Below are 22,207 nucleotides of genomic sequence, written 5' to 3'. Positions count from 1 at the left end.
CCGCCATCCTCGGCTAAGGAGAGGCGACGCGCAAGATCAGGGGGGCGCCATGAGCCCGGACAATCGCCAGACGCATTTTGGTTTTCAGACCGTTGATGAGGACGACAAGGCCGGCATGGTCCATGGCGTCTTCAGTTCCGTTGCGTCCAAGTATGACGTGATGAACGATCTGATGAGCATGGGGATTCACCGTGTCTGGAAAGACGCGATGATGGACTGGCTGGCGCCCCGGCCCGGCCAGCGCCTGCTCGACGTGGCCGGGGGCACCGGTGACGTGGCGTTCCGGTTCCTGAACCGGGCGGGGCAGGGGTCACAAGCGACCGTGCTGGATATGACCGCGCCGATGCTGGAAGAGGGCCGCAAGCGCGCCGAGGCCGAGCAACTGGCCGGACGGCTGGACTGGGTGGTCGGCGACGCGATGGCGCTGCCGCTCGAAGCCAATACCTACGACGTCTACACCATCAGCTTCGGCATCCGGAACGTGACCCGCATCCCCGACGCGCTGGCCGAGGCCTACCGCGTGCTCAAACCCGGCGGGCGGCTGATGGTGCTGGAGTTCAGCCAGATCCCCAATGAGATGATGCAGAAAGCCTATGATCTCTATTCCTTCAACGTGATCCCGCGCATGGGGCAGTTGGTGGCGGGCGATCGCGACAGCTATCAGTATCTGGTCGAATCGATCCGCAAGTTCCCTGACCAGGAGACCTTCGCCGCGATGATCCGCGACGCGGGCTTCGGTCAGGTGAAGTACCGCAACCTGACCATGGGCATCGCCGCGCTGCATTCGGGCTGGAAGCTCTGACGTGAGAGGCCCGCACAACATCTGGCGGCTGATCCGCACCGGCGCCACGTTCGAGCGCACCGGCGCGATGCGTGTGGTGCTGGAAGCGATGAGCGTGCCGCCGCGGTTGCGCTTTGTCGCCCGCGTGATGGGCTGGCCGTTTGCGTGGCTGGGGCTGAAGGGCGACCCGGCGCTGCCGCCGGTCACCCGCGCGCTGACCGCGCTGGGCCCGGCCTATATCAAATTCGGCCAGATCCTGTCGACGCGCCCCGATATCGTCGGCCCCGATCTGGCCAACCAGCTGCGCTATCTGCAGGACAAGCTGCCGCCCTTCCCGCAGGCGCAGGCCCGCGCGATGATCGAGGCCGAGCTGGAACGCCCGGTCGACGAGATGTTCTCGGAATTCAGCGAGCCGGTCGCCGCCGCCTCGATCGCGCAGGTTCACCATGCGCGCGTCGCCGGAACCGGCGAAGAGGTCGCGGTGAAAGTGCTGCGACCCGGCATCGTGCGCGCCTTCCGGCGCGACATCGACGCCTTCTATTTCGCCGCCGGGATGGTTGCGCGCCTGCTGCCCTCGACCCGCCGCCTGCGCCCGATCGAGGTGATCGCGCATTTTGAGGGCGTGGTCATGGGGGAGCTGGACCTGCGTCTGGAAACCGCCGCCGCCGCCGAATTTGCCGCCAATACCGAAGGCGACGCCGGTTTCCGCGTGCCGCGCCCGGTGTGGCACCTGTCGGCGCGCTCGGTGATGACGCTGGGCTGGGCCGAGGGGGTCTCACTGGGCGATAACGCCGCCATCGACGCGCTGGGCGTCGACCGCGCCGAGATGGGCGAGCGGGTGCTGCAGCTGTTCCTCAAACACGCGCTGCGCGACGGGTATTTCCACGGCGACATGCATCAGGGCAACCTGAAGGTCAGCGCGAATGGCGACCTGATCGCCTATGATTTCGGCATCATGGGGCAGATCGACGAATACACCCGCCGCGTCTATGCCGAGATCCTGTTCGGTTTCATCCGCAAGGATTATCGCCGCGTCGCCGAGGTTCATTTCGAGGCCGGCTACGTCCCCGCCGACCGTGACATCGACGAATTCGCCCGCGCCCTGCGCTCGGTCGGCGAGCCGATCTTTGGCATGGACGCCGACCATATCTCGATGGCACGACTGCTCAATTACCTGTTCGAGGTGACCGAGCGTTTCGGCATGGAAACCCGCACCGAGCTGATCTTGCTGCAACGCACCATGGTCGTGGTCGAGGGGGTCTCACGCTCGCTCAACCCGTCGATCAACATCTGGCATGTCGCGCAGCCGGTGGTCGAGGATTACATCCGCACCACGCTGGGGCCCGCCGCCTTCCTGCGCGATCTGCGTCGCACGATGACCGTGCTCGGCCGGTTCGGCCCGCATTTGCCGGGCGCTGTGGATACCGCGTTGCTGCGCCTGCGCCAGCCCGAACCGCCCGCGCCGCAGGGCCGCTCGCTGGCCGCGCTGGGCTGGTTCGTCGCCGGGGCCGCTGTGGCCTGGGCCGGGTTGCTGACGGTGCTGTACTTCTAAGGCGATCACGCCAGGGGGCGGCGCAACCCGGTGACCTGAGTGCTGTCCACATACAGCCCGCCCGGCAGCACCAGCAGCGTCATGCCACCCTCAAACCGCGCTTCAAGCACCGGCATATAGGCCGCGACGGGTTGCGAATCGAGCGTGTCGCCCTCCAGCTTTGACTCCAGCTCGAACGAATAGGTGCCCTCGGGCAGCGCGGCCCCGTCGCGGTCCAGCCCGTCCCAGCTGTAGCTCTGCGTTTCGGGGTCCAGGCTGCGGGTGTCGACGATAGCACCGGTGCTGTCGCGCACGATGAGATTGACCTCATCCGCCCCCAGCGCCGGGTCGGGCGTCAGGGCGATCGGCGTGCCGTCGAAATGCGCCCCGCCGTAAATCCGCGCTTCCATCCCCACCCAGCCGCCCAGATCGGCAAGCCCGGTCTGGCCCAGCATCGAGCTGAGCAGCTGATTGGTATAGGTCTGTTGCTCGACCGACGAAAACGTCGCCAGCTGCACGGCGAAATCCGACGGGTCCATCGGGTTGAGCGGGTCCTGATTCTGGATCTGCACGGTCAGCATGTTCAGAAACGTCTGATAATCCGTCTGCGTCGGGGTCTGCTGTCGGGAATTGGCGCTGTAGGTGCCAGCGTTCGAGGTGATTTCCATAAAGTCCTCTCAGAGCCTGAGGTCGAGGTGATCGCGCACCAGACTGCGCGCGGCGATTGGGTCGGGGGTGATGAGCGGCGGATCGGGCTGCGGCGCAGTGGACGGCGTATTGCCCGATTGGTTCCCCGGTTGACCGCCCGAATACGTGCCACCCTGCGCCCCTGATTGACCGCCCGTTAGCCAGCCGGGGCTCGTGCCCTGCGACTGCGGGCTGGTGCTGTTAAAGCGCAGCGACAGCTGATCATGGCCAAGCGCCCGCAATTCATGCTCAAGCGCGCCGATGTGGCGGCGCATCAGGTCCAGCGTTTCGGGGCGCTCGGCCTGAATGATCAACACGCTGCCGCCGTCGTGGCTGACCAGTTTCAGACGGACGCTGCCCAGCTCTTCAGGATGCAAGGCGATATCGAAGCCCGCGCGCCCGGCCTGCACAAGGCGCGGTGCGATCTGTTCGGCGATCTGGCGCGGGGTCTCGGCGCTGGCGGGCTGATGCCGCGCTTCGGGCTGTGGTGCCTCACTGCGCGCAGGTACGTCAGGGCGCTGCGCCGGGTCGGGGGGCAGGGCGCGCTCTGTCGGGGCTGCGTCCACGGTCATCATGGGCAGCGGATCGCGGGTTTTGCGCGGTGCGGGTGGCTCGACCGGGGCAGGGCCCATCGGCGCGCCTGCCGGGGCAGAATGCAGAGCGGCAAGGTCGGGCGGGTCCGTGGGTCTGGCGACAACCGGCTCGGCGCGTTTCGGGGCGGGCGCGGTGTTGACTGCGACCGCGGTGAGGGGCGGCGTTTCGACGCGTGCTAGGGGTTGGGGCGTCGGGTGGCGGTCCGGCACGGGGGCGCGGGTGTCGGGTGGCTCTGGCGCGACGGGCAGGGGCTGAGGCGCCGCCACAACGGCAACAGGGTGCACGGGGGGCGCTTGCGGCACCGCACGCACGAGCGTGGCGGCGAGCGCTGCGCGTGATCTCGTCGACGGCGGGTGCGGGGATCGGCGGGGCGTCGCGCTGGACCGCAGGCTCAATCACCGGCGGCACGGCGGGCGGCAGGGGTGCGCCGGGCGGCGGCGCGGGGTGGGCCGTGTTTGTCAGGCGAAGCCCGAAGGCCGCGGCAACCAGATCGGTCCGGGCCGGGACGACCTTGGTCACAGGACGGCGCGCGACAGGGTCGGCCGTGATCTCCGGCGGCAGCGGCGCCAAAATCGCGGCGGGCGCAGCGGGGACCGGTGTAACCGGCGCGGCTGGTCCGTCAGGTGTCGGAGCAGAAGGCACGGGGCCTGCCTGCGGATCGGCGGGAAGCGGAGCAATCGGCCCCTGTTGAACCGGCGCGCGCGGGCTTTCCGCCGGAGGTTGCGGCGGTTCGGGTAAGGCGGTTGCTTCGGGATGCGACGGGGCAGGCCGGGTCCGCGTTTCGGTCTCGGTTGGCTGAACCGGCTGCGGCTGAGCGAGCCGGGGGGCAGCGTCAATCACCCGACCCACGGGTGCGGACGGCGCGGCGCGGGCATCCGGTCGGACCGGCGGCGGGGCGATGGTCGCAGGCGCATTCTGAACCGGTGTCGGTGCGCTGCGCGGGGCACGAACCGAGCGCTCAACAGGGTGATCTTGCACTGACTTGCGCGGCAGAGCGGCGCTGATCTCGGCGGCAGGGGTGCCGTGCTGCGCGGGTGCGTCGACCGTGGATACATCGGTCTGCGCCACCACCGCCGGCGATGCCTCGGCGGCAGCGATCGACGCGGGCTGAGCCGGTTTCTGCGGCGGCGGCGCGGCTTTCGGCGACAGGGCGATTCGGCCCTGAACCAACGCTTCGGGTGCGGGCGGCGTGCGTGGCGCGCTGTCTTTGACCGGGCGCTCAGGCGGAGAGGCCTCGACCGTCGCGGTGATCTCAGGACGCGGCGCGGTGGCCGCGGGGGCAGGCGCGCGCGGGGGCGATTCGCCCGTGACCGGCGGCGGCGCAAGCGGGCCCGCGACGGTGGGCAAGACGTCAGCCGGCGCGGGCTGTTTCGCGTCCCGCTGCGCCATATCGGGCAGCGCAGCATCAGGCTGCGCACCATCAGGGGTGGCGTCTGCCTCATCCGTCACCCTTTCCCGCGCGTCCCCCTGAACACCGGCCTGCACCTCTTCAGGTGAGTCAGCCTTCGGCGGTACGGGCTCTGTGGGCCTGACGCTGGCGCGCAGGCTGTCCAGAACGGCCACAAACGCCTCTGCTGCGGGCACGCTGGGGGTGCGCGCCGGGGCGGTGGCGCGGGGCAACGGGGGGTGTCGGACAGGACAAAGGGCAACATTCCGGGGCTCCGGTCTTGGGACAGCTCAGGTCTAGCAGCCGTTGGTTACTGCTTCTTTACCGCGATCTGAGAGCGTCGGTTCCATCGACAACGGAGAAACCGATGACCCTGATTCCCGCGACTTTGCCGCCGATACCGCCTGCGCCCGACGCTTTGCGCCGCAGCGCCGAGGCTCTCGAAAGTGCCTTTCTGGCCGAAATGCTTAAAAGTGCGGGCGTTTTTCGCGCCCATGACGGGCCCGGTGGCGGCGGCGAGGGTGAAGCGCAATTCACCTCGTTTCTGGCCGACGAACAGGCCCGCGCCCTGGTCGCGCGCGGCGGAATCGGTCTGGCCGATTCGATCGAGCACGCGCTGAGACAGCGTGCAGCGGGGGCACGCCCATGACCCGCGCAGCCCTGATTCGACTCACCCGCCTGCTGGAGCAAGAGCGCCGGGCGCTGACCGCAGGCGATCTGTCCCGGCTGGCGCGGCTGGCCCCGCGCAAGGCGATGTTGATTGAGCATATCGAGTCCGCCGCGCGCGAGTCGGTCCCGCCCGAGGCCGAGGCGCTGATGCAGACCGTCCGCAGTCTGGCGCACCGGAATGCGCGGTTGTTCGACGCCGCGCTGAGCGGGATCACCGACGCCCGTGCCCTGCTGACTCGCGCGCGTGAGGGCGGGCGCGGGCAGACCTACGGCCGCAACGGTGCGCGCGCCGCGCTCGAACCGCAAGCGGGCAGCCTGCATCGGCGCGCGTGAAGCGTGTAGGATTTGAAGGAAATGCGATGTGTTGGCGCGGTGCGTCTTAAGACCCTCTTAGTAAATCCGCCCGAGGGTGGCAGGGCACCAATACAGGTGGCGCGTTCTCCGCAAAGGCGGAGCCGCAGGTCCAGAAAGGGCTTGGTCGCCGTTTCCGAACGGCAAACAACCGGCGCAAAAACGCGTCTTCTATCAAGGGAATAACCATGTCCTCAATTCTGACCAACAACACCGCGATGGTGGCTCTTCAGACGCTGAAGACCATCAACGCCAACATGTCCCAAACCCAGAATGAGATCTCGACGGGTAAATCGGTCTCGACCGCCCGTCAGAACTCGGCGATCTGGTCCATCTCGAAGACGATGGAATCCGACGTCAAGGGCTTCAAGGGGATCGCTGACAGCCTGGCGCTGGGCTCGTCGACGATTGCGGTGGCTCGCTCGGCGTCCGAGCAGATCACGGACCTGCTGACCGAGATCAAAGGCAAGGTCGTCGCCGCGCAGGAAGAGAACGTCGATCGCGAAAAGATCCAGACCGACGTGACCGCCCTGCGCAGCCAGATCTCGTCGATTGTCGGGGCGGCCCAGTTCAACGGCCTGAACCTGCTGTCGAACCGCGAAGGCGGTGCGACCGTGGCGCAGATCGTCGGGAATACCGGCGCCGGCGCTGGCATCAAAGGGTCCGGCAGCGTGAGCATTCTGTCCTCGCTGGATCGCAACAGCTCGGGCAGCGTTTCGGCGTCGAATATCGCGGTGTCCAAGGCCGATCTGGGTACGCAGGCCGGATCTGTCGGCGCAGGTACCGATCTGGCGGCAACGGCCATGACCGGCGCCGGTGCGATTGCCGCTGCGGCCACGGCGACAATGACCGTGGTCGGGGATACCACCACGCTTGCACGGGGCGGCAACCGCGTGCTTGCAGGCGATTCCTACGCCATCGGTGGTCTGACCGGCATCACCAACCCGGTGCGCTATATCGCGCGCGACGGGGATACGGTGTCCGACATCTCGGCGGCGCTGGTTGATCGCCTCAACTTTGAGGCCGCCAGTGCAGGCGTGGCGATCACGGCCAGCACCGACGGGACCGGTGCGGTGTCGATCACCAACAACACCACGGCCAGCATCACCACCACGTCGACGCTGGCGACGGGTGGCACGGCGGGCGGCGGGATGGAAATCCTGTCCAGCCTCGACGTGTCGAGCGAAGAAGGGGCATCGGCGGCTCTCTCGGCCATCGAGGGGCTGACGCAGACCGCGATTCGGGCTGCTGCCGACTTCGGCTCGGCGCAGGGTCGGATCGACATCCAAAGCGAATACGTCAACAGCCTGATGAGTTCGCTGAAGTCGGGGATCGGCTCGCTGGTGGATGCCGATATGGAAGAAACCTCGGCGCGTCTGCAGGCGCTTCAGGTTCAGCAGCAGTTGGGTATTCAGGCTCTGTCGATTGCCAACCAGGCACCGCAGAACATCCTGGCGCTCTTCCGCTGAGGCCTCGGGCCGGGGGCATCAGCGCCCGGCCCACCCTCGCCCCTGAATTCGCACCATGAGGCCCTAATATGAGCGTCGCAGCCCATGCGCACACAAGCTATGGACATCACGCCCGTGCGCTGAAAACCCCGCGTGATATCGAATATGATGTGCTGGCCCGGATCACGGGCCGCATCCAGACCCACATTCCGCACGCCCGTGGCAGAACAGGTGCGGCCCTGACCGAGGCCTTGAACGACAACCGCCGCCTATGGGCCGCCTTTGCCGCTGATCTGGCCCACCCCGAAAATGCGTTTCCGGCCGATCTCAGGGCGCGCATGTTCTATCTGGCCGAGTTCACCTTGCGGCACACCCTGCAGGTCTTGTCTGGCAATGCGTCAGCAGACGTTCTGGTCGACATCAACACCGCCGTCATGCGCGGTTTGCGGCCAGGAGGGCGTACAGCATGAGCGGGCTGATCCTGAAACTGGCACCGCGCGAACGGGTCCTGATCAACGGCGCGGTCATTGAAAATGGTGAACGCCGCAGCCGGTTGTCAATTGTCACGCCCAACGCCAATATCCTGCGGCTGCGCGACGCGATTCATCCCGGTGAAGTGGTCACGCCGGTGCGCCGCGTGGCCTATATCGCGCAGTTGGTGCTCAGCGGTGATACCGATCCCGAACAGGCAAGCCCGCAATTGTTGCGCGGGATCGAACAACTCAGCCAGGTGCTGACCGATTTCGACAGCCGCCAACTTCTGGATCGCGCGACACAATCCGTGCTTGCGCGCGATTTTTATCCGGCAATGCGGCATTTGCGGGCTCTCTTGCCGCGCGAAGACCGGCTCATGGCAGCGGCACGACAATGAGCTTTCAACCGATCCTGCCGCTTGACGGCTATGTGGGGTGGCGGTTTCTGCAGCGCACCCGTGACCAACAGGAGGCGGCGCTCATCGCCGCCCCTGCCACCCAACGCGACGAGGCGTATTTCCGCGAAACGATCCAATCCATCACCAGCGCCGAAGATCTGGTAAAGGACCGGCGCTTGCTGAGTGTCGCGCTCACCGCATTTGGTCTGCAAGATGACCTGCCAAACCGGGCCTATATTCAAAAGGTGCTGGAAAGCCCTGCCAAGGAAGACGGCAGCTTCGTCAATCGCCTGGCTGACAAGCGCTACAAGCAACTGAATGTGGCCTTCGGGTTTGGCGATACCTACCTCAGCTGGAATCAGTTCGACGGTTTCGCCGAGAAACTTCTGGGTGACTTCCGTGACCGCTCGTTCGAGCAGGCGGTTGGCGTGCAAAGTGAATCCATGCGCCTTGCGCTGGCGCTCGAGCGGGATCTGCCGGCGCTTGCGGCGCAAGACATCAGCGAAGCTGCCCGATGGTACACGGTGCTTGGCACCCCAAGCCTGCGCGCGGTGTTCGAGACCGCCTATCTTTTGCCCGACGGTTTTGGCACGCTGGATATCGACCGGCAGGTCGATATCCTCAAAGACCGGACAGAGCGGTTGATGGGCTCGGACAGCATCGCCCAGTTCGATGACCCCGAGGCGGTCGAAACACTGACCCGCCGCTTCTTCCTGTCCGAGCAGGTTCAGCAAATTCAGGCCGAGACGGCCAGTTCCGGGGCCTTGATGCTATTGCAGCAAGGCCAATCGTCATTGCGCAGGTTGCTGGGGCGGTAGAGCCCGAAGGCACAACAACACGGCAGCGCAAGCCAGTGTATCCGGAAAGCCCATGCCACCGCGCCGCAGACGCGCCGCATGGGCCGCCCAACGGCACTTCGTCCGGGGTGCGCGAAGGGGGCAAGGTGGCGCGTGAACGGGGTAAAGTAAAAGGGCCGCAGATTTCTGCGGCCCTTTTGGCGATGCGTCAGATCCGGTCAGACGACCCGCTCGACCATCATCTTCTTGATCTCGGCGATTGCCTTGGCAGGGTTCAAACCTTTGGGACAGGTCGAGGTGCAGTTCATGATCGTGTGGCAGCGATAGAGTTTGAACGGATCGTGCAGCTCGTCCAGACGCTGGCCGGTGATCTCATCGCGCGAATCGATGATCCAGCGATAGGCGTGCAGCAGGGCGGCTGGGCCCAGATAGCGGTCGCCGTTCCACCAGTAGCTGGGGCACGAGGTCGAACAGCAGGCGCACATCACGCATTCATACAGACCGTCCAGCTTCGAGCGGTCCTCGATCGACTGTTTCCACTCTTTGGCTGGCGTGTTGGTCTTGGTTTCCAGCCACGGCATGATCGATTCGTGCTGGGCGTAGAAATGCGTGAGATCCGGGATCAGATCCTTGACCACCGGCATATGCGGCAGCGGATAGATCTTCACGTCGCCTTTGACCTCATCCATGCCAAAGATGCAGGCCAGCGTGTTGCGCCCGTCGATGTTCATCGCGCAGGATCCGCAAATCCCCTCGCGGCAGGACCGGCGGAAGGTCAGCGTCGGGTCGATCTCGTTCTTGATCTTGATCAGCGCGTCCAGAACCATCGGCCCGCAGCTGTCCATATCGACGAAATAGGTGTCGACGCGCGGGTTTTCCCCGTCATCGGGCGACCAGCGATAGATGCGGAAGGTGCGCAGCTTGGTCGCGCCCGCCGGTTTGGGCCAGGTCTTGCCGGTGCGGATTTTCGAGTTCTTGGGTAGAGTGAGTTGTACCATCTGCCTGTCCCCGCTCAGTAAACGCGCGCTTTGGGCGCGATTTTCTTGAGTTCGATTCCGCCGTCGGCTTCCGCGGTCAGCGGATCGAGAACGACAGGGCGATAATCGAGGCGTACCTGATTGCCATCGACCCACGAGAGCGTGTGCTTGCGCCAGTTCTCGTCGTCGCGGTTCGGGTAATCCTCATGCGCATGGGCGCCACGCGATTCCTTGCGGGCCTCGGCACCGACGATGGTGGCCAGCGCGCAGGGCATCAGGTTTTCCAGCTCGAGCGTTTCCATCAGGTCGCTGTTCCAGACCAGCGAGCGGTCGGTAACCTTGATGTCGCCCATCTTGCCCGCGACCGCCTTCATCTTCTCGACGCCTTCGCCCAGCGTCTTGTCGGTGCGGAACACGGCGGCGTCGGCCTGCATCGTCTTTTGCATTTCCAGACGCAGCTCGGCCGTCGGGATCGCGCCGTTGGCGTTGCGCAGCCGGTCGAAGCGGTCAACCGCGGCTTCAACCGCCGCTTTCGACGTGTCGCGGTTGGCCGAGGCCGGGTCGATGATCTGACCCGCACGGATCGCTGCCGCGCGGCCAAACACCACGAGGTCGATCAGCGAGTTCGAGCCCAGACGGTTCGCCCCATGGACCGAGGCGCAACCGGCCTCACCCACAGCCATCAGGCCGGCCGCGGTGCGGGTCGGATTCTCAGCCGTCGGGTTCAGCACTTCGCCCCAATAGTTGGTGGGGATGCCGCCCATGTTGTAGTGAACGGTCGGCAGAACCGGGATCGGTTCCTTGTTCAGGTCCACGCCCGCAAAGATCCGCGCCGATTCCGAGATACCCGGCAGGCGCAGGTGCAGCGTTTCGGGCGGCAGGTGGTTGAGGTGCAGGTGAATGTGGTCCTTGTTCGGACCAACACCGCGGCCTTCACGGATCTCCATCGTCATGCAGCGCGACACCACATCGCGTGAGGCGAGGTCTTTATAGGTCGGCGCGTAGCGCTCCATGAAGCGCTCGCCTTCCGAGTTGGTCAGATACCCGCCTTCACCGCGCGCACCCTCGGTGATCAGGCAACCCGCGCCGTAGATCCCGGTCGGGTGGAACTGCACGAACTCCATGTCCTGCAGCGGCAGACCCGCGCGGGCGACCATGCCATTGCCGTCGCCGGTGCAGGTATGGGCCGAGGTCGCGCTGAAATAGGCGCGGCCATAACCGCCGGTGGCCAGCACGACCATCTTGGCGTTGAACTGGTGCAGCGTGCCGTCATCCAGTTTCCATGCCAGAACGCCGGTGCATTCGCCGTCTTCCGACATCAGAAGATCGGTTGCGAAGTATTCGATGTAAAATTGCGCTTTTTCTTTCAGCGAACGGCCATAGAGCGTGTGCAAAATGGCGTGGCCGGTGCGGTCCGCCGCGGCGCAGGTGCGCTGCACGGGCGGGCCTTCACCATATTCGGTGGTGTGGCCACCGAAGGGGCGCTGATAGATCTTGCCTTCCTCGGTCCGCGAGAAAGGCACGCCGTAATGCTCCAGCTCATACACGGCCTTGGGGGCTGAGCGCGCCAGATATTCCATCGCGTCGGTATCGCCCAGCCAGTCCGACCCTTTGACGGTGTCGTACATGTGCCACTGCCAGCTGTCCGGGCCCATGTTGCCAAGCGAAGCGGCGATGCCCCCTTGTGCTGCCACGGTATGCGAACGGGTCGGGAAGACCTTGGTGATACAGGCGGTTTTCAGGCCCTGTTCGGCCATGCCCAGCGTCGCGCGCAGACCCGCGCCACCGGCGCCGACCACGACAACGTCATAGGTGTGTTCTTGAATTTCATATGCAGACATCGGTTCGTCCTCAGGCGCGGAACAGGATGGTGGCGATGGCAACGACGCCGCTGACGCCCAGAACCGCGCCAAACAGTTTGGACGCGATCAGCCAGACCAGACGCGTAAAGCCAGCGGTATAATCTTCGATGACCGCTTGCAGCCCGATGGTGAAGTGCCAGCACGCAACCGCGATGAACAACATGGCGGTGACCGCGTTGCCGAATTTGCCATAGGTCGCGATCAGCGCCTCATAGCCGCCACCAAGGGCCTGGCCGAAGGGGATCACGAACAGGATGGCCAGCGGCACCAGCGCGATCGCTGTCAGGCGCTGAAGCCAGAAGTGCTGGACGCCTTCACCGGCGCTGCCCAGACCTTCGACATTCTGATAGTCGGTTTTATAGCTCATTTTGCGCTCCGTCACACCAGAAACAGGGTCAGGACGGTCAGCACCACCGAGGCGCCGATCACGTACCAGTTCGACCGTTGCACGCTGGGCAGCTCCAACCCTTTGCCAAGGTCGAAGAAAAAGTGCCGGATGCCGTTGGCAAAGTGGAACCACAGCGCCCAAAGCGAGACGATCAGCACCAGCTTGCCGATCCAGCTGCTCAGCAGCCAGTCCGCCGTGGCGAAGTAGTCGGGCGAATAGGCACCGGCAACGAACCACCACACGACAAAGATGCTCGACAGCACCATGCCGACGCCGGTGATCCGGGTCATGATGGAGATGATAGCAACAAGCGGAAGGCGATAAACTTGCAGGTGCGGGGAAAGCGGCCGGTTGCCCCGGTTCACGTCAGCCATGATGGTCCCTCTCTCTTGGCGCGTCCGGCCCCGAGATGGATCCCTTGGGCCGGCTGGCTTGCCGTTTCAATAGCGGATTTTTCACCCGAGTCACGCAAGCTTTAAACGAAACTTGTCTGAAACTCACGCAAGGGTGAAAAAATCTGTTAATGTGATCACACTCGGAAAAAGCGTGATCACAAGATGGCGGCCTGTCGCCGCGAGCCGCTCAAAGCGGCATCAACGCCCAGTAATCGAGGTCCAGCAGCACGTCGGGCGCATATTTCCCGTCTTGAGTGCGCAGCACGGTCCCCGTCCCGCTGGTCGCCACCAGCCGCAACCGGATCGCGCCGACGCCGGGCACGCCGGTCTCGGCCTTGTCCAACACCTCGGACCACGCGCGCACCGTCATCCCGGCGAAACACGGGTTCGCATGCGCCCCGCCGTTGATCGCCACGATCATCTGCGCATTGGCCAACCCGTTGAAACTGAGCGCCCGTGCCAGACTGATGATATGCCCGCCGTAGATCAGCCGCTGGCCGTCCGGGCGGAACGTGGCGTCGAAATGCACTTTGGCGGTGTTCTGCCACAGCCGCGTGGCCAGCATATGCTCGGCCTCTTCCACGGTCACGCCATCGACATGCTCGATCACTTCGCCGACGGTGTAATCGCACAAACGGTACGGCTCGCCCGCCAGCTCGGCATCATAGCTGTCGAAATGCAGCCCCTCCGGCACCACAAGATCGCCGGGCGCCACCACCGTCGCCAGCTCCGGCACCAGTGTCACCGGCGCGGGCGCGTCGATGTCCCTTTTGCGCACCATCACCCAGCGCACATAGGACAGCACGGCCTCGCCATGCTGGTTGGTGCCCGTCGTGCGCACATAGACCACGCCCGATTTGCCGTTCGAGTTCTGCTTCAGCCCGATCACTTCGGACTGCGCGCTCAGCGTATCGCACGCATAGACCGGCGCCAGAAACCGCCCCTCGGCATAGCCCAGATTGGCGATCGCGTTCAGGCTGACATCGGGGACCGTCTTGCCAAAGACCGTATGGAACACGATCAGATCGTCCAGCGGACTACCCGGCAACCCGCACGCCTGCGCAAATTCATCCGACGAATACAGCGCCCCGCGCGCCGGGTATAAAGCATGATACAGCGCCCGCTCCCCCGACAGCGTGCGCGGCACGGCGTGGCGGATCACCTGACCGACAGAATAATCCTCAAAGAACCGCCCCGAATTCGTCTTCATGCCGTGCCCATCATCTGTCCAAAAATATCCACGGGGGTTTCCCAAGGGGGAGCGTGCTCCCCCTTGGGCGAGGGGGTCCGGGGGCGAGCAGCCCCCCGGCCGCGCCCTCAGTGCTCGCCCAGCTTGGTCTCGGGCACATACGTCCCCGGAGCCTCTTTCACCACGGCCTGCGCGCAGCGCATCACGCCCTTCGCAGCATCGAACGCATACGAGGGCGAGCCATGCAGCTCCCACCCCTTGTTCAGGGCCGCCGTCACCTTGTGGCAAAACACCGACGTGTCGTCTTCGGTCAGCAAACGGTACAGTTTCATCGCATCACCCGAACGGATTGTAGCCAAGCAGAATATGGACATAGCCCACCGCGCCCATCACCAGCACGGCCCCGACGACAGCGCCGATTTCCTTGCCGACATTCGCCGGACCCGTCGGTTTGACCCAGACCGGATCCGCGCGGTTGATGAAGGCCACCTCGACCTGCGCCCAGACGAACAGCCCGGCGAACAGGATGAGCGACGCCAGATCGCCGTTCACCATCAAATGCGCCAGCGCCCAAAGCCGCACGCCCCACAATTGCGGGTGGCGGACATAGCGCGTCACCGCGGTTTTCATGCCTGAGGCGGCAAAGAGATAGAACACCAGCAACATCAGCAGGTTGTTCACAGGCACCATGCTGCGCGATTCCGGCCAGATCGGGTCGACCGGGGCCATGCGATAGCCGACCACCATCAGCGCGATGCCGACGAACGAGGCAACCGTCACCACCAGCTTGCCCTTGTCGCCCATCGAGGCGCGGTGCGCCGGGGCGAAGCGTTTCCACAGATGCGGGACCGACCAGGCCAGCAGCCCCAGGATCAGTAAGAGATAGCCCATCAACTCATCGCCTTTTGTAACTGCAAGATTGCGTCGGCGCGCGCCAGCACGCCGCGTGCGGTCACAATATGCAGGTTCTCGACGATCTTGCCATCCACAACGGCAACGCCCAGCCCTTTGGCCGTTGCCTCGTCAAAGGCGGCGATCTGGCGGCGGGCCAGATCAATCGCCGCCTCATCGGGCGCAAACACCGCGTTGGCCACGTCCAGCTGCGCCGGGTGGATCAGGGTTTTGCCGTCAAAGCCCAGATCGCGGCCCTGTTCGCACTCAACACGCAGGCCCGCGTCATCCTTGAAGGCATTATAGACGCCATCAATCGCCACGATCCCGGCGGCGCGGGCGGCCATCAGGCAGGTTTGCAGGGCAAACTGCATCGGCAGCCGGTCAGCGCGGAACCGGCAGTTCAGTTCCTTGGCCAGATCGTTGGTGCCCATGACAAACCCCGCCATGCGCGGCGCGGCGGCGATCTCTTGTGCGTTCAGGATGCCCAGCGGCGTTTCCATCATCGCCCAGATTTTCGTCTCTGACGTCTCTTCCCGTCCCTCCAGTTTGGCGGCCAGCGCCTGAATATCCCTGGCCGAGTTCACTTTGGGCAACAGCACCGCCTCAGGCCGGGCCAGCGCGATCACCGCCAGATCAGCATCGCCCCAATCCGTATCGAATCCGTTAATGCGCACCAGCTTGGCGCGCGGCCCGTAATCGGCGGCGGTCAGCGTCTGCGCCAGCAGCTCGCGCGCGTTGGCTTTCTCCTCGATCGCGACGGCGTCTTCCAGATCGAAGATGATCGCATCGGCGGCCAGCGAGCGGGCCTTGTCCAGAGCCCGCTCTTTCGAGCCGGGGATATAGAGGGCCGAGCGGAACGGGCGGCTGTCCATGATTCTCTCCCGTGAAACAATATTGCGCGCAAAGCACCAAATTCGGACACAAAGGGCAAGTGTTAAATTTCTGCACCGCAGAGAGACCGCCGGTTTCAACGGATTTTAGACAGTTCACCGGCAGGCTCTGTGGTCTGTTCCCTCGAGAAAGGTCGTCCCATGCTCCGCCTTGCCTTCGCCGTCCTGATGCTCTTTCCCGCCGTCGCGCATGCGCAATCTCTTCCCTGTTCGGCGCGTGAAAGGGTGCTCAGCCTTGTCATCGACCAGCGCGGCGAAGAGCGGCTCGCCACCGGGCAGGCCGCGCGCGGCGCAACGATTGATCTTTTTGCCGCCGAGTCGGGCACATGGACCCTTGTGCTCAACCTGCCGGATGGGCGCTCGTGCCTTCTGGCCAACGGCAACGGGTTCACCGCGACCCAAGGTCTGCAGCCGGCGCGCGGCGCACCGGCGTAATGCGACACAAAGGTCAGAATGCGTCGCTGGCAGCGATAACAGCGTCATAATCTATCGTGCTGCACCGCCGCGAGGCTTGCGTGACGGCATTGGAGGTCTTAGTCAGGTCGCCAACCAACAACCTGACCGGAGATACCCATGGCCAGACCCAAAATCGCGCTGATCGGCGCGGGTCAGATCGGCGGCACGCTCGCCCATCTCGCCGCGATCAAGGAACTCGGGGACGTCGTCCTGTTCGACATTTCCGAGGGCACCCCGCAGGGCAAGGCGCTCGATATTGCCGAGAGCGGCCCGTCGGAAGGGTTCGACGGCAGCTTCAAGGGCACCAACGATTACGCTGATATCGCTGGCGCCGACGCCTGCATCGTCACCGCCGGTGTTCCGCGCAAGCCGGGCATGTCGCGCGATGACCTGCTGGGCATCAACCTGAAGGTGATGAAATCGGTCGGCGAAGGCATCAAGGCGCATGCGCCCGATGCTTTCGTGATCTGCATCACCAACCCGCTGGACGCCATGGTCTGGGCGCTGCAGCAGTTCTCGGGCCTGCCCGCCGAGAAAGTCGTCGGCATGGCCGGCGTGCTCGACTCGGCCCGCTTCCGCCACTTCCTGGCGACCGAGTTCAACGTGTCGATGCGCGACGTCACCGCTTTCGTGCTGGGTGGCCACGGCGACACGATGGTGCCGCTGGTGCGCTATTCGACCGTTGCCGGTATCCCGCTGCCCGACCTGATCGACATGGGCTGGACCACGCAAGAGCGTCTGGACGCCATCGTCCAGCGCACCCGTGACGGCGGCGCCGAGATCGTCGGCCTGCTGAAGACCGGTTCGGCCTTCTACGCGCCCGCCACCTCGGCGATCGAGATGGCCGAAGCGTATCTGAAGGACCAGAAGCGTCTGCTGCCCTGCGCTGCCTGGGTTGACGGCGCGCTGGGTCTGAACGGCTTTTACGTCGGCGTGCCCACGATCATCGGTGCCGGTGGCGTCGAGCGTATCGTCGACATCAAGATGAACGCTGACGAGCAAGCCATGTTCGACAAGTCGGTCGCTGCCGTGAAGGGCCTTGTCGAGGCCTGCAAAGGCATCGACTCTTCGCTGGCCTGATCGCCCTTAAAGACGACCGAAACGCGCCCCCCAACCGGGGCGCGTTTTGCTATTCGGCCGCCAGCGCCGTGATCGCATCCCACTCCAGCACCTGAACCCCCGCACCGCCCCGCAGCACATCGCGCGCCATCGCGGCCCCCAGATCCTCGACCCTGATCCCGCGATATTTGCGCAGCCGCCCGGCCAGCAGTGGCGTCAGCCACGGCCACACCGCCAGCATCAGCGCCTGAGACGCGCCATAGCGGTTCTGTGGCGTCAGGATCATGCTGGGATGGAACAGGCTCAGCCGCGCAAAGCCCATGCCCCGCAGCCCATCCTCAAGCTGCCCCTTGCTGCGCGCATAAAAGATGCGCGAGCCGGAATCGCTGCCCACCGCCGCCAGCAGCCCGAAATGCGCGACCCCGGCGTCATGGCAGGCCTGCCCGAAGGCCAGCGGCATATCGTGGTCCACCCGCGTGAACTCGGCCCGCGACGCCTTCGAGGGCTCACCCACCCCCAGCGTGCAGATCGCCGCCTCATGCCCGGCCAGATGCGCGGCGTAGCGGGCGGCGTCGCCCGGATCCACCACCTGCTCGGTCACCTTGGCACCCGCCAGCCCCGTCGCGCGGCGGCTCAGCAGCGTGACCCGCGCCACCTGCGGCATCGCCTTGAGCGTCCGCAAGGCCGCGCCTCCCACCGCGCCACTCGCCCCCAGCATGACCACCGACACCATCGCACTCTCCAATTTACCATGAGCGACAAAGCCTAGGCCCTGCGCACCCAACCGACCAGCACGTTGACAGCGCAACGCCGCGCCGGTCAGATATCCGCGCCATGACGCTGAGAGGAAACCATGTCGACCGCACCCGTCTTCGACATTGATCTGGCCGCGTTCTGGGCTGATCCCTATCCCACCCTCAAACGCATGCGGGCGCAGGCCCCGGTCGCCTATGTCCCGCAACTGGGCGCGACCCTGCTGACCCGGCGCGACGACATTTTCACCAATGAAAAGAAGATCGACATCTTTTCGTCCGACCAGCCCGGCGGGTTGATGAGTGTGCTCATGGGCCAGAACATGATGCGCAAGGATGGCGAGGCGCATAGCATCGAGCGCAAGGCGATCTTCCCCACCGTCTCGCCGCGCACCGTGCGCGACACGTGGAAGGCGCAGTTCCAGAGCTTCACCGCCGAAATCCTTGACGAACTGCGCCCCCAGACCCGCGCCGACATGCTGCGCGACATTGCCACGCGGATTTCGGGTGAGGCGCTCAAGGTGATCACCGGCCTGACGCAGATCCCGTGGCAGGAGATGGACCGCGTCAGTCAGGGGATGATGGACGGCATCTCCAACTACGCGGGCGATCCGGCGGTCGAGGCGCGCTGCAACGACTGCACCGCCGCCATCGACCGCTATATCGACGCGCGCATGCCGGTGCTGCGTGACGCGCCCGATGCCTCGCTGCTCTCGGTGCAGATGCAGGCCGGGCTGAGCGATGCCTCGATCCGCGCCAATGTGAAACTGGCGATCTCGGGCGGCCAGAACGAGCCGCGCGATGTGATCGCAGGCCTTTCATGGGCGATGCTGACCCACCCCGACCAACTGGCGCTGGTGCTCTCGGGGCAGGTCACATGGCTCGCCGCGTTCGAGGAATACGCCCGCTGGATCGCCCCCGTCGCCATGTCGCCGCGCCGCGTGGCGCAGCCCTATACCCTGCATGGCGTGCAGCTCGCGCCCGAGGACCGCGTGTTCCTGATGTTCTCCTCAGGCAACCGGGATGAAAACGTCTTCGCCCGCCCCGATGTGTTCGACCTGACGCAGGACGCCGGGCCGTCCATTGCCTTCGGTGCCGGGCCGCATTTCTGCGCCGGTGCCTGGGCCTCGCGTTGCCTGATCGCCGAGGTGGCGATGCCGATGATCTTCGAGCGGCTGCCCGGCCTGCGGCTGGAGGGCGAAACACCCTTTGGCGGCTGGGCCTTTCGCGGGCCGCTCAGGATGCCGGTGGCGTGGGACGCGTAAGCCGCCTGCGACACGGCTTGTGGTGACCTGTGGCCGCCCCCGATGCTCTCCTGCGCAGACCGGAGGTCGCCCTGTGTCAGACGTCATACGAAACGGGCCTTCTCGTCATCAACTGACCCAAAATGAAAAGCCGGACCTTGGCGCAGATCGCAGCGAACGGCAGGATGGAGCCCACGTTACCGGATGCTGCGACTCCCACCGATGTCTGCTAAAGACCTCGACACCAATCAAGTATTCCGAGCATAGTTAGAATCTTCATCGGACCTAAGAGGACTATGGCAATGTTAAAAGGCGACACGGTCACACGCGATATTTTGGCAGACCTTATAAGAAACGCTGTAGATGAAACGGTAATCCAGCAAACAGCCCGTGGAGCTCAAGAACCCGCTGTAACATCAAAAATAGCGGTTCGACTGGAACAACAGCTTAATGGCTTGGGGATCTTAGATCGGAAAATAACAGTTATTGCCCAAGAATTCACTGATCGTGGTCCCGGTTCGCAAGAAAAGCGCGCTGGTGCGGATTTATTCATCGCAATCCGGGTGGAAGATTCTGAGGCGACTATTTCGAAGGGACTTCTGATCCAAGCGAAGTGGTCGGGAGGCTCCAAGAGCAAAGCTGAACAAAAGAAGCTGTTGCAACAGTGTAATGACATGCTCAAACGCACCACATCCGCTGGTGCCTTTGTTTGGCTATACGGCTCTGACGGTGTCGATGTCGTGCCTGCATGTGAGTTAACTGCGCGGCCAAACGGAAACCCTGAGACTTTGACGCAACGGAATGTCGCTCAGCAATTTCGCGATGTTTTAGACTGTTTTCAAGGCGATCCGGACAATGCTCCGGACATGATATTTTCTGACCCTTTTGCTCTCAGGGGTTATATGGCTGATATCGCGGCGAGGACGGGTGTGGCTATCACGTTAGGGGCTCGTTCCGGTGAGTTTGCAGAACGAACAAGGGGTTGATCGCTATTCTATCAACTATTCCTTTTCAGAGGTTGCCGTTTGTGCTTTCTGCCTACCGGGCTACACCCATACTTTGTCACAAGCTATCGCAAAGGCGTTGCCTATTTTGAATATCAGGTTCTTACGCTTAAGATTGTATTTGCTCGAAAGCAGCCGCAGGAAGGCTTTCAATGAAAGTCTACTCGGTCCCGCACAGAGGACATTGCCCCAAGCCGTTCCGACGGGCCGCTGCAGGTCAGAAATGCTTGACGTTTGGGCCAACATTGCGCGACACGGCCCCTCGATTGGATTAAGACAATCAGCAGCATAGAGTCAAAGCTTCGCGACGTTCGATATCATGCCCAGAACCCTGCCCACCGACCCGCCCGTCAACCTGCGCCTCGTCGCCCCACTGGCGCAGTTGGCCTTTCTCGACATCCAGTCGATGCAGCTGCCGCGCCCTATGACCCCGTTGCAGGCGTGGCGCTTCCTGAATGCCCGGCCCATCCCGCTGTTTGCCTTGGCCTTCCGCATCCGCGACGCCATCTCCGCCCGCTTTGGCGTCAAGCAGCTGGGCGGCTTTCGCGGGCGCGTGGCCGAGACTGTGGCCGTGGGCGACCGCGTCGAGTTCTTTCTGGTGGAAGAGGTCACGCCCGAACTTCTGGTCCTGACCGAGCGTGACCGGCATCTGGACGTGATGACCTCGATCACGGTCGAGGGCCTGCGGCTGTCGATCACCTCGTCCGTGGTGACGCATAACCTCTTCGGGCGGGCTTACATGCTGCCTGTTGCCCCGGCACATCGGCTCATCGTGTGGTATCTGATGCGCCGTGCGCGCAGGGATGCTGCGACCGGGCAGGGGGCAAGTGTTAACGAAACCTGAATCGGCGCTCCTAAACCGTTGAATCTATTGGTTTCAGAAAATGTCCCATCAGGGGACACCCCCTCTCGAAAGTCTTGACTTCCCGCTTCCCGCCGGGCCTCATCCCGTCAAACGGAGGCCCGCCATGACCGATTTCACCACCGAACTCACCGACCGCCTGACCCGCTATTGCGCCATCGACAGCCAGTCCGATGCCGACAGCCCGACCAGCCCCTCCACCGCGATCCAGCTCGACATGCAGCGCCTGCTGGTCGACGAACTCACCGCGCTGGGTGCGCAGGATGTCCAGCTGACCCCCTACGGCGCGGTCCTCGCCACCATCCCCGGCACAGCCGCTGGCCCCACCATCGGCTTCCTCGCCCATGTCGACACCGCCCCCCAGTTCAACGCCACGAATGTCAAACCCCGCGTGATCAAAGGCTATAACGGCGGCGCGATCACCTATCCCGATGATCCCACGCTGACCCTGACCCCTGAGGCGTTCCCTTATCTGGCGCAAAAGCAAGGCCATGACCTGATCACCGCCTCGGGCCTCACCCTGCTGGGGGCCGACGACAAAGCCGGCGTCGCCATCCTCATGACCGCCGCCCGCCACCTCCTCGACAACCCCGACCTGCCCCGCCCCACCCTGCGGCTGGCCTTCACCCCGGATGAAGAGATCGGCCGCGGCGTGGATGCCCAACTCCCCAAAGACCTCGGCGTCGACTTCGCCTATACCTTCGACGGCGGTAAGGTCGGCGAGATCGAGGACGAAACCTTCTCGGCCGATGGCGCCACGGTGGTGATCAAAGGCGTTTCCATCCACCCCGGCTATGCCACCGGCAAGCTGGTCAGCGCGATCCATCTGGCGGGCAAACTGATCCAGACGCTGCCCCAGGCGACGATGACGCCCGAGACGACCGAGGGCCGCGAAGGCTTCATCCACGCCACCGACATGAAGGGCAGCGCTGCCGAGATGAAGATCACCTTCATCCTGCGCGACTTCGAACGTGAGGGGCTGGAGGCCAAGGGTGCGCTGTTGCGTCAGGTCTGCGAAGCCGTCGCCGCCACCGAACCCCGCGCCGAGATCACCTGCACGATCACGCCCCAATACCGCAACATGCGCTACTGGCTGGAAGCGGACCGCACCCCGGTCGA

At 64.4% G+C, this 22,207-nt stretch carries 26 protein-coding genes (1 of these 26 running past the window's edge); 15 read left to right on the top strand and 11 right to left on the bottom strand.

Features of this window, described 5'->3' with window-relative positions; genetic code table 11:
• The first annotated feature begins 49 nt into the window (after positions 1-49).
• Together ubiE and ubiB are read left to right on the top strand one after the other, a co-directional pair.
• Positions 50-802 carry a bifunctional demethylmenaquinone methyltransferase/2-methoxy-6-polyprenyl-1,4-benzoquinol methylase UbiE gene (gene ubiE / locus OKW52_RS02090; protein ID WP_264504238.1) on the top strand — a complete coding sequence of 251 codons (753 nt, stop codon included), beginning with the start codon at positions 50-52 and terminating at the stop codon, positions 800-802.
• A gap of 1 nt (position 803) precedes the next feature.
• Complete coding sequence (gene ubiB / locus OKW52_RS02085; protein ID WP_264504237.1) at positions 804-2,333, top strand: 2-polyprenylphenol 6-hydroxylase; 1,530 nt, start codon at positions 804-806, stop codon at positions 2,331-2,333.
• A 5-nt stretch (positions 2,334-2,338) separates the two neighbouring features.
• Here the strand turns inward: ubiB and OKW52_RS02080 are convergent, their stop codons facing one another.
• A complete protein-coding gene (locus OKW52_RS02080) occupies positions 2,339-2,980 on the bottom strand; it encodes a flagellar hook capping FlgD N-terminal domain-containing protein (protein ID WP_264504236.1) in 642 nt (213 codons plus the stop codon).
• A gap of 9 nt (positions 2,981-2,989) precedes the next feature.
• Positions 2,990-3,631 carry a flagellar hook-length control protein FliK gene (locus OKW52_RS02075; RefSeq protein WP_264504235.1) on the bottom strand — a complete coding sequence of 214 codons (642 nt, stop codon included), beginning with the start codon at positions 3,629-3,631 and terminating at the stop codon, positions 2,990-2,992.
• A gap of 944 nt (positions 3,632-4,575) precedes the next feature.
• Between OKW52_RS02075 and OKW52_RS02070 the strand changes: the two genes are divergently transcribed.
• From OKW52_RS02070 to OKW52_RS02040, 7 genes are all read left to right on the top strand, one after another.
• Positions 4,576-4,704, top strand: coding sequence for a hypothetical protein (locus OKW52_RS02070; protein ID WP_264504234.1), 129 nt, complete (start codon positions 4,576-4,578; stop codon positions 4,702-4,704).
• 643 nt (positions 4,705-5,347) lie between these two features.
• On the top strand, positions 5,348-5,629 hold the full coding sequence (locus OKW52_RS02065) for a rod-binding protein (protein ID WP_264504233.1): 282 nt from the start codon (positions 5,348-5,350) through the stop codon (positions 5,627-5,629).
• Positions 5,626-5,982: a hypothetical protein gene (locus OKW52_RS02060; protein WP_264504232.1), complete on the top strand. Its 357-nt coding sequence runs from the start codon at positions 5,626-5,628 to the stop codon at positions 5,980-5,982. The genes OKW52_RS02065 and OKW52_RS02060 overlap by 4 nt, the downstream gene beginning before the upstream one ends.
• Before the next feature lie 206 nt (positions 5,983-6,188).
• Positions 6,189-7,469: a flagellin gene (locus OKW52_RS02055; RefSeq protein WP_264504231.1), complete on the top strand. Its 1,281-nt coding sequence runs from the start codon at positions 6,189-6,191 to the stop codon at positions 7,467-7,469.
• Positions 7,470-7,537: 68 nt separating this feature from the next.
• The gene (gene flaF / locus OKW52_RS02050; protein WP_264504230.1) at positions 7,538-7,918 is read left to right on the top strand and encodes a flagellar biosynthesis regulator FlaF; all 381 of its coding nucleotides are present in this window, start codon (positions 7,538-7,540) and stop codon (positions 7,916-7,918) included.
• The gene (flbT, locus tag OKW52_RS02045) at positions 7,915-8,319 is read left to right on the top strand and encodes a flagellar biosynthesis repressor FlbT (RefSeq protein WP_127106050.1); all 405 of its coding nucleotides are present in this window, start codon (positions 7,915-7,917) and stop codon (positions 8,317-8,319) included. Before flaF ends, flbT begins: the two co-directional genes overlap by 4 nt.
• Entirely contained in the window at positions 8,316-9,137 is an 822-nt protein-coding gene (locus tag OKW52_RS02040; RefSeq protein ID WP_264504229.1) for a DUF1217 domain-containing protein, read from the top strand. Before flbT ends, OKW52_RS02040 begins: the two co-directional genes overlap by 4 nt.
• Positions 9,138-9,334: 197 nt before the next feature.
• Here the strand turns inward: OKW52_RS02040 and OKW52_RS02035 are convergent, their stop codons facing one another.
• The 8 genes from OKW52_RS02035 to OKW52_RS02000 all read right to left on the bottom strand — a co-directional run bounded on the left by OKW52_RS02035 (position 9,335) and on the right by OKW52_RS02000 (position 15,693).
• On the bottom strand, positions 9,335-10,114 hold the full coding sequence (locus tag OKW52_RS02035) for a succinate dehydrogenase iron-sulfur subunit (protein WP_127106046.1): 780 nt from the start codon (positions 10,112-10,114) through the stop codon (positions 9,335-9,337).
• Between the two features lie 14 nt (positions 10,115-10,128).
• Positions 10,129-11,934, bottom strand: coding sequence for a succinate dehydrogenase flavoprotein subunit (gene sdhA / locus OKW52_RS02030; RefSeq protein ID WP_264504228.1), 1,806 nt, complete (start codon positions 11,932-11,934; stop codon positions 10,129-10,131).
• A 10-nt stretch (positions 11,935-11,944) separates the two neighbouring features.
• Positions 11,945-12,322, bottom strand: a complete 378-nt coding sequence (gene sdhD, locus OKW52_RS02025; protein ID WP_264504227.1) for a succinate dehydrogenase, hydrophobic membrane anchor protein — start codon at positions 12,320-12,322, stop codon at positions 11,945-11,947.
• Positions 12,323-12,333: 11 nt separating this feature from the next.
• Complete coding sequence (gene sdhC / locus OKW52_RS02020; protein ID WP_127106040.1) at positions 12,334-12,717, bottom strand: succinate dehydrogenase, cytochrome b556 subunit; 384 nt, start codon at positions 12,715-12,717, stop codon at positions 12,334-12,336.
• Positions 12,718-12,925: 208 nt separating this feature from the next.
• Positions 12,926-13,948, bottom strand: a complete 1,023-nt coding sequence (locus tag OKW52_RS02015) for a MaoC family dehydratase (protein ID WP_264504226.1) — start codon at positions 13,946-13,948, stop codon at positions 12,926-12,928.
• A 107-nt stretch (positions 13,949-14,055) separates the two neighbouring features.
• Positions 14,056-14,259, bottom strand: a complete 204-nt coding sequence (locus OKW52_RS02010; RefSeq protein WP_264504225.1) for a DUF1737 domain-containing protein — start codon at positions 14,257-14,259, stop codon at positions 14,056-14,058.
• 4 nt (positions 14,260-14,263) lie between these two features.
• Entirely contained in the window at positions 14,264-14,818 is a 555-nt protein-coding gene (locus OKW52_RS02005) for an NnrU family protein (protein ID WP_264504224.1), read from the bottom strand.
• The gene (locus tag OKW52_RS02000) at positions 14,818-15,693 is read right to left on the bottom strand and encodes an HpcH/HpaI aldolase/citrate lyase family protein (protein WP_264504223.1); all 876 of its coding nucleotides are present in this window, start codon (positions 15,691-15,693) and stop codon (positions 14,818-14,820) included. The genes OKW52_RS02005 and OKW52_RS02000 overlap by 1 nt, the downstream gene beginning before the upstream one ends.
• A gap of 159 nt (positions 15,694-15,852) precedes the next feature.
• Between OKW52_RS02000 and OKW52_RS01995 the strand changes: the two genes are divergently transcribed.
• Together OKW52_RS01995 and mdh are read left to right on the top strand one after the other, a co-directional pair.
• Positions 15,853-16,146 carry a hypothetical protein gene (locus OKW52_RS01995; RefSeq protein ID WP_264504222.1) on the top strand — a complete coding sequence of 98 codons (294 nt, stop codon included), beginning with the start codon at positions 15,853-15,855 and terminating at the stop codon, positions 16,144-16,146.
• A 138-nt stretch (positions 16,147-16,284) separates the two neighbouring features.
• Positions 16,285-17,247, top strand: coding sequence for a malate dehydrogenase (gene mdh / locus OKW52_RS01990; protein WP_264504221.1), 963 nt, complete (start codon positions 16,285-16,287; stop codon positions 17,245-17,247).
• Between the two features lie 49 nt (positions 17,248-17,296).
• Here mdh and OKW52_RS01985 read toward each other — a convergent pair whose 3' ends face one another.
• A complete protein-coding gene (locus OKW52_RS01985; RefSeq protein WP_264504220.1) occupies positions 17,297-17,959 on the bottom strand; it encodes a Rossmann-fold NAD(P)-binding domain-containing protein in 663 nt (220 codons plus the stop codon).
• 120 nt (positions 17,960-18,079) lie between these two features.
• Here OKW52_RS01985 and OKW52_RS01980 point away from each other — a divergent pair, with 120 nt between their 5' ends.
• From OKW52_RS01980 to pepT, 4 genes are all read left to right on the top strand, one after another.
• Positions 18,080-19,243, top strand: a complete 1,164-nt coding sequence (locus OKW52_RS01980; protein WP_264504219.1) for a cytochrome P450 — start codon at positions 18,080-18,082, stop codon at positions 19,241-19,243.
• Between the two features lie 281 nt (positions 19,244-19,524).
• Complete coding sequence (locus OKW52_RS01975; protein WP_264504218.1) at positions 19,525-20,208, top strand: hypothetical protein; 684 nt, start codon at positions 19,525-19,527, stop codon at positions 20,206-20,208.
• A gap of 337 nt (positions 20,209-20,545) precedes the next feature.
• Positions 20,546-21,070, top strand: coding sequence for a DUF2867 domain-containing protein (locus OKW52_RS01970; RefSeq protein WP_264504217.1), 525 nt, complete (start codon positions 20,546-20,548; stop codon positions 21,068-21,070).
• 124 nt (positions 21,071-21,194) lie between these two features.
• Positions 21,195-22,207 carry the 5' portion of a peptidase T gene (pepT, locus tag OKW52_RS01965; RefSeq protein WP_264504216.1) on the top strand. 340 nt of this gene lie beyond the right edge of the window, so only the first 1,013 of its 1,353 coding nucleotides appear in the window; its start codon is at positions 21,195-21,197; the stop codon falls past the right edge of the window.

Source organism: Pararhodobacter zhoushanensis (assembly GCF_025949695.1).
GTDB classification, from domain to species: Bacteria; Pseudomonadota; Alphaproteobacteria; order Rhodobacterales; family Rhodobacteraceae; genus Pararhodobacter; species Pararhodobacter zhoushanensis_A.
This window is presented reverse-complemented; position numbering and strand designations above follow the sequence as displayed.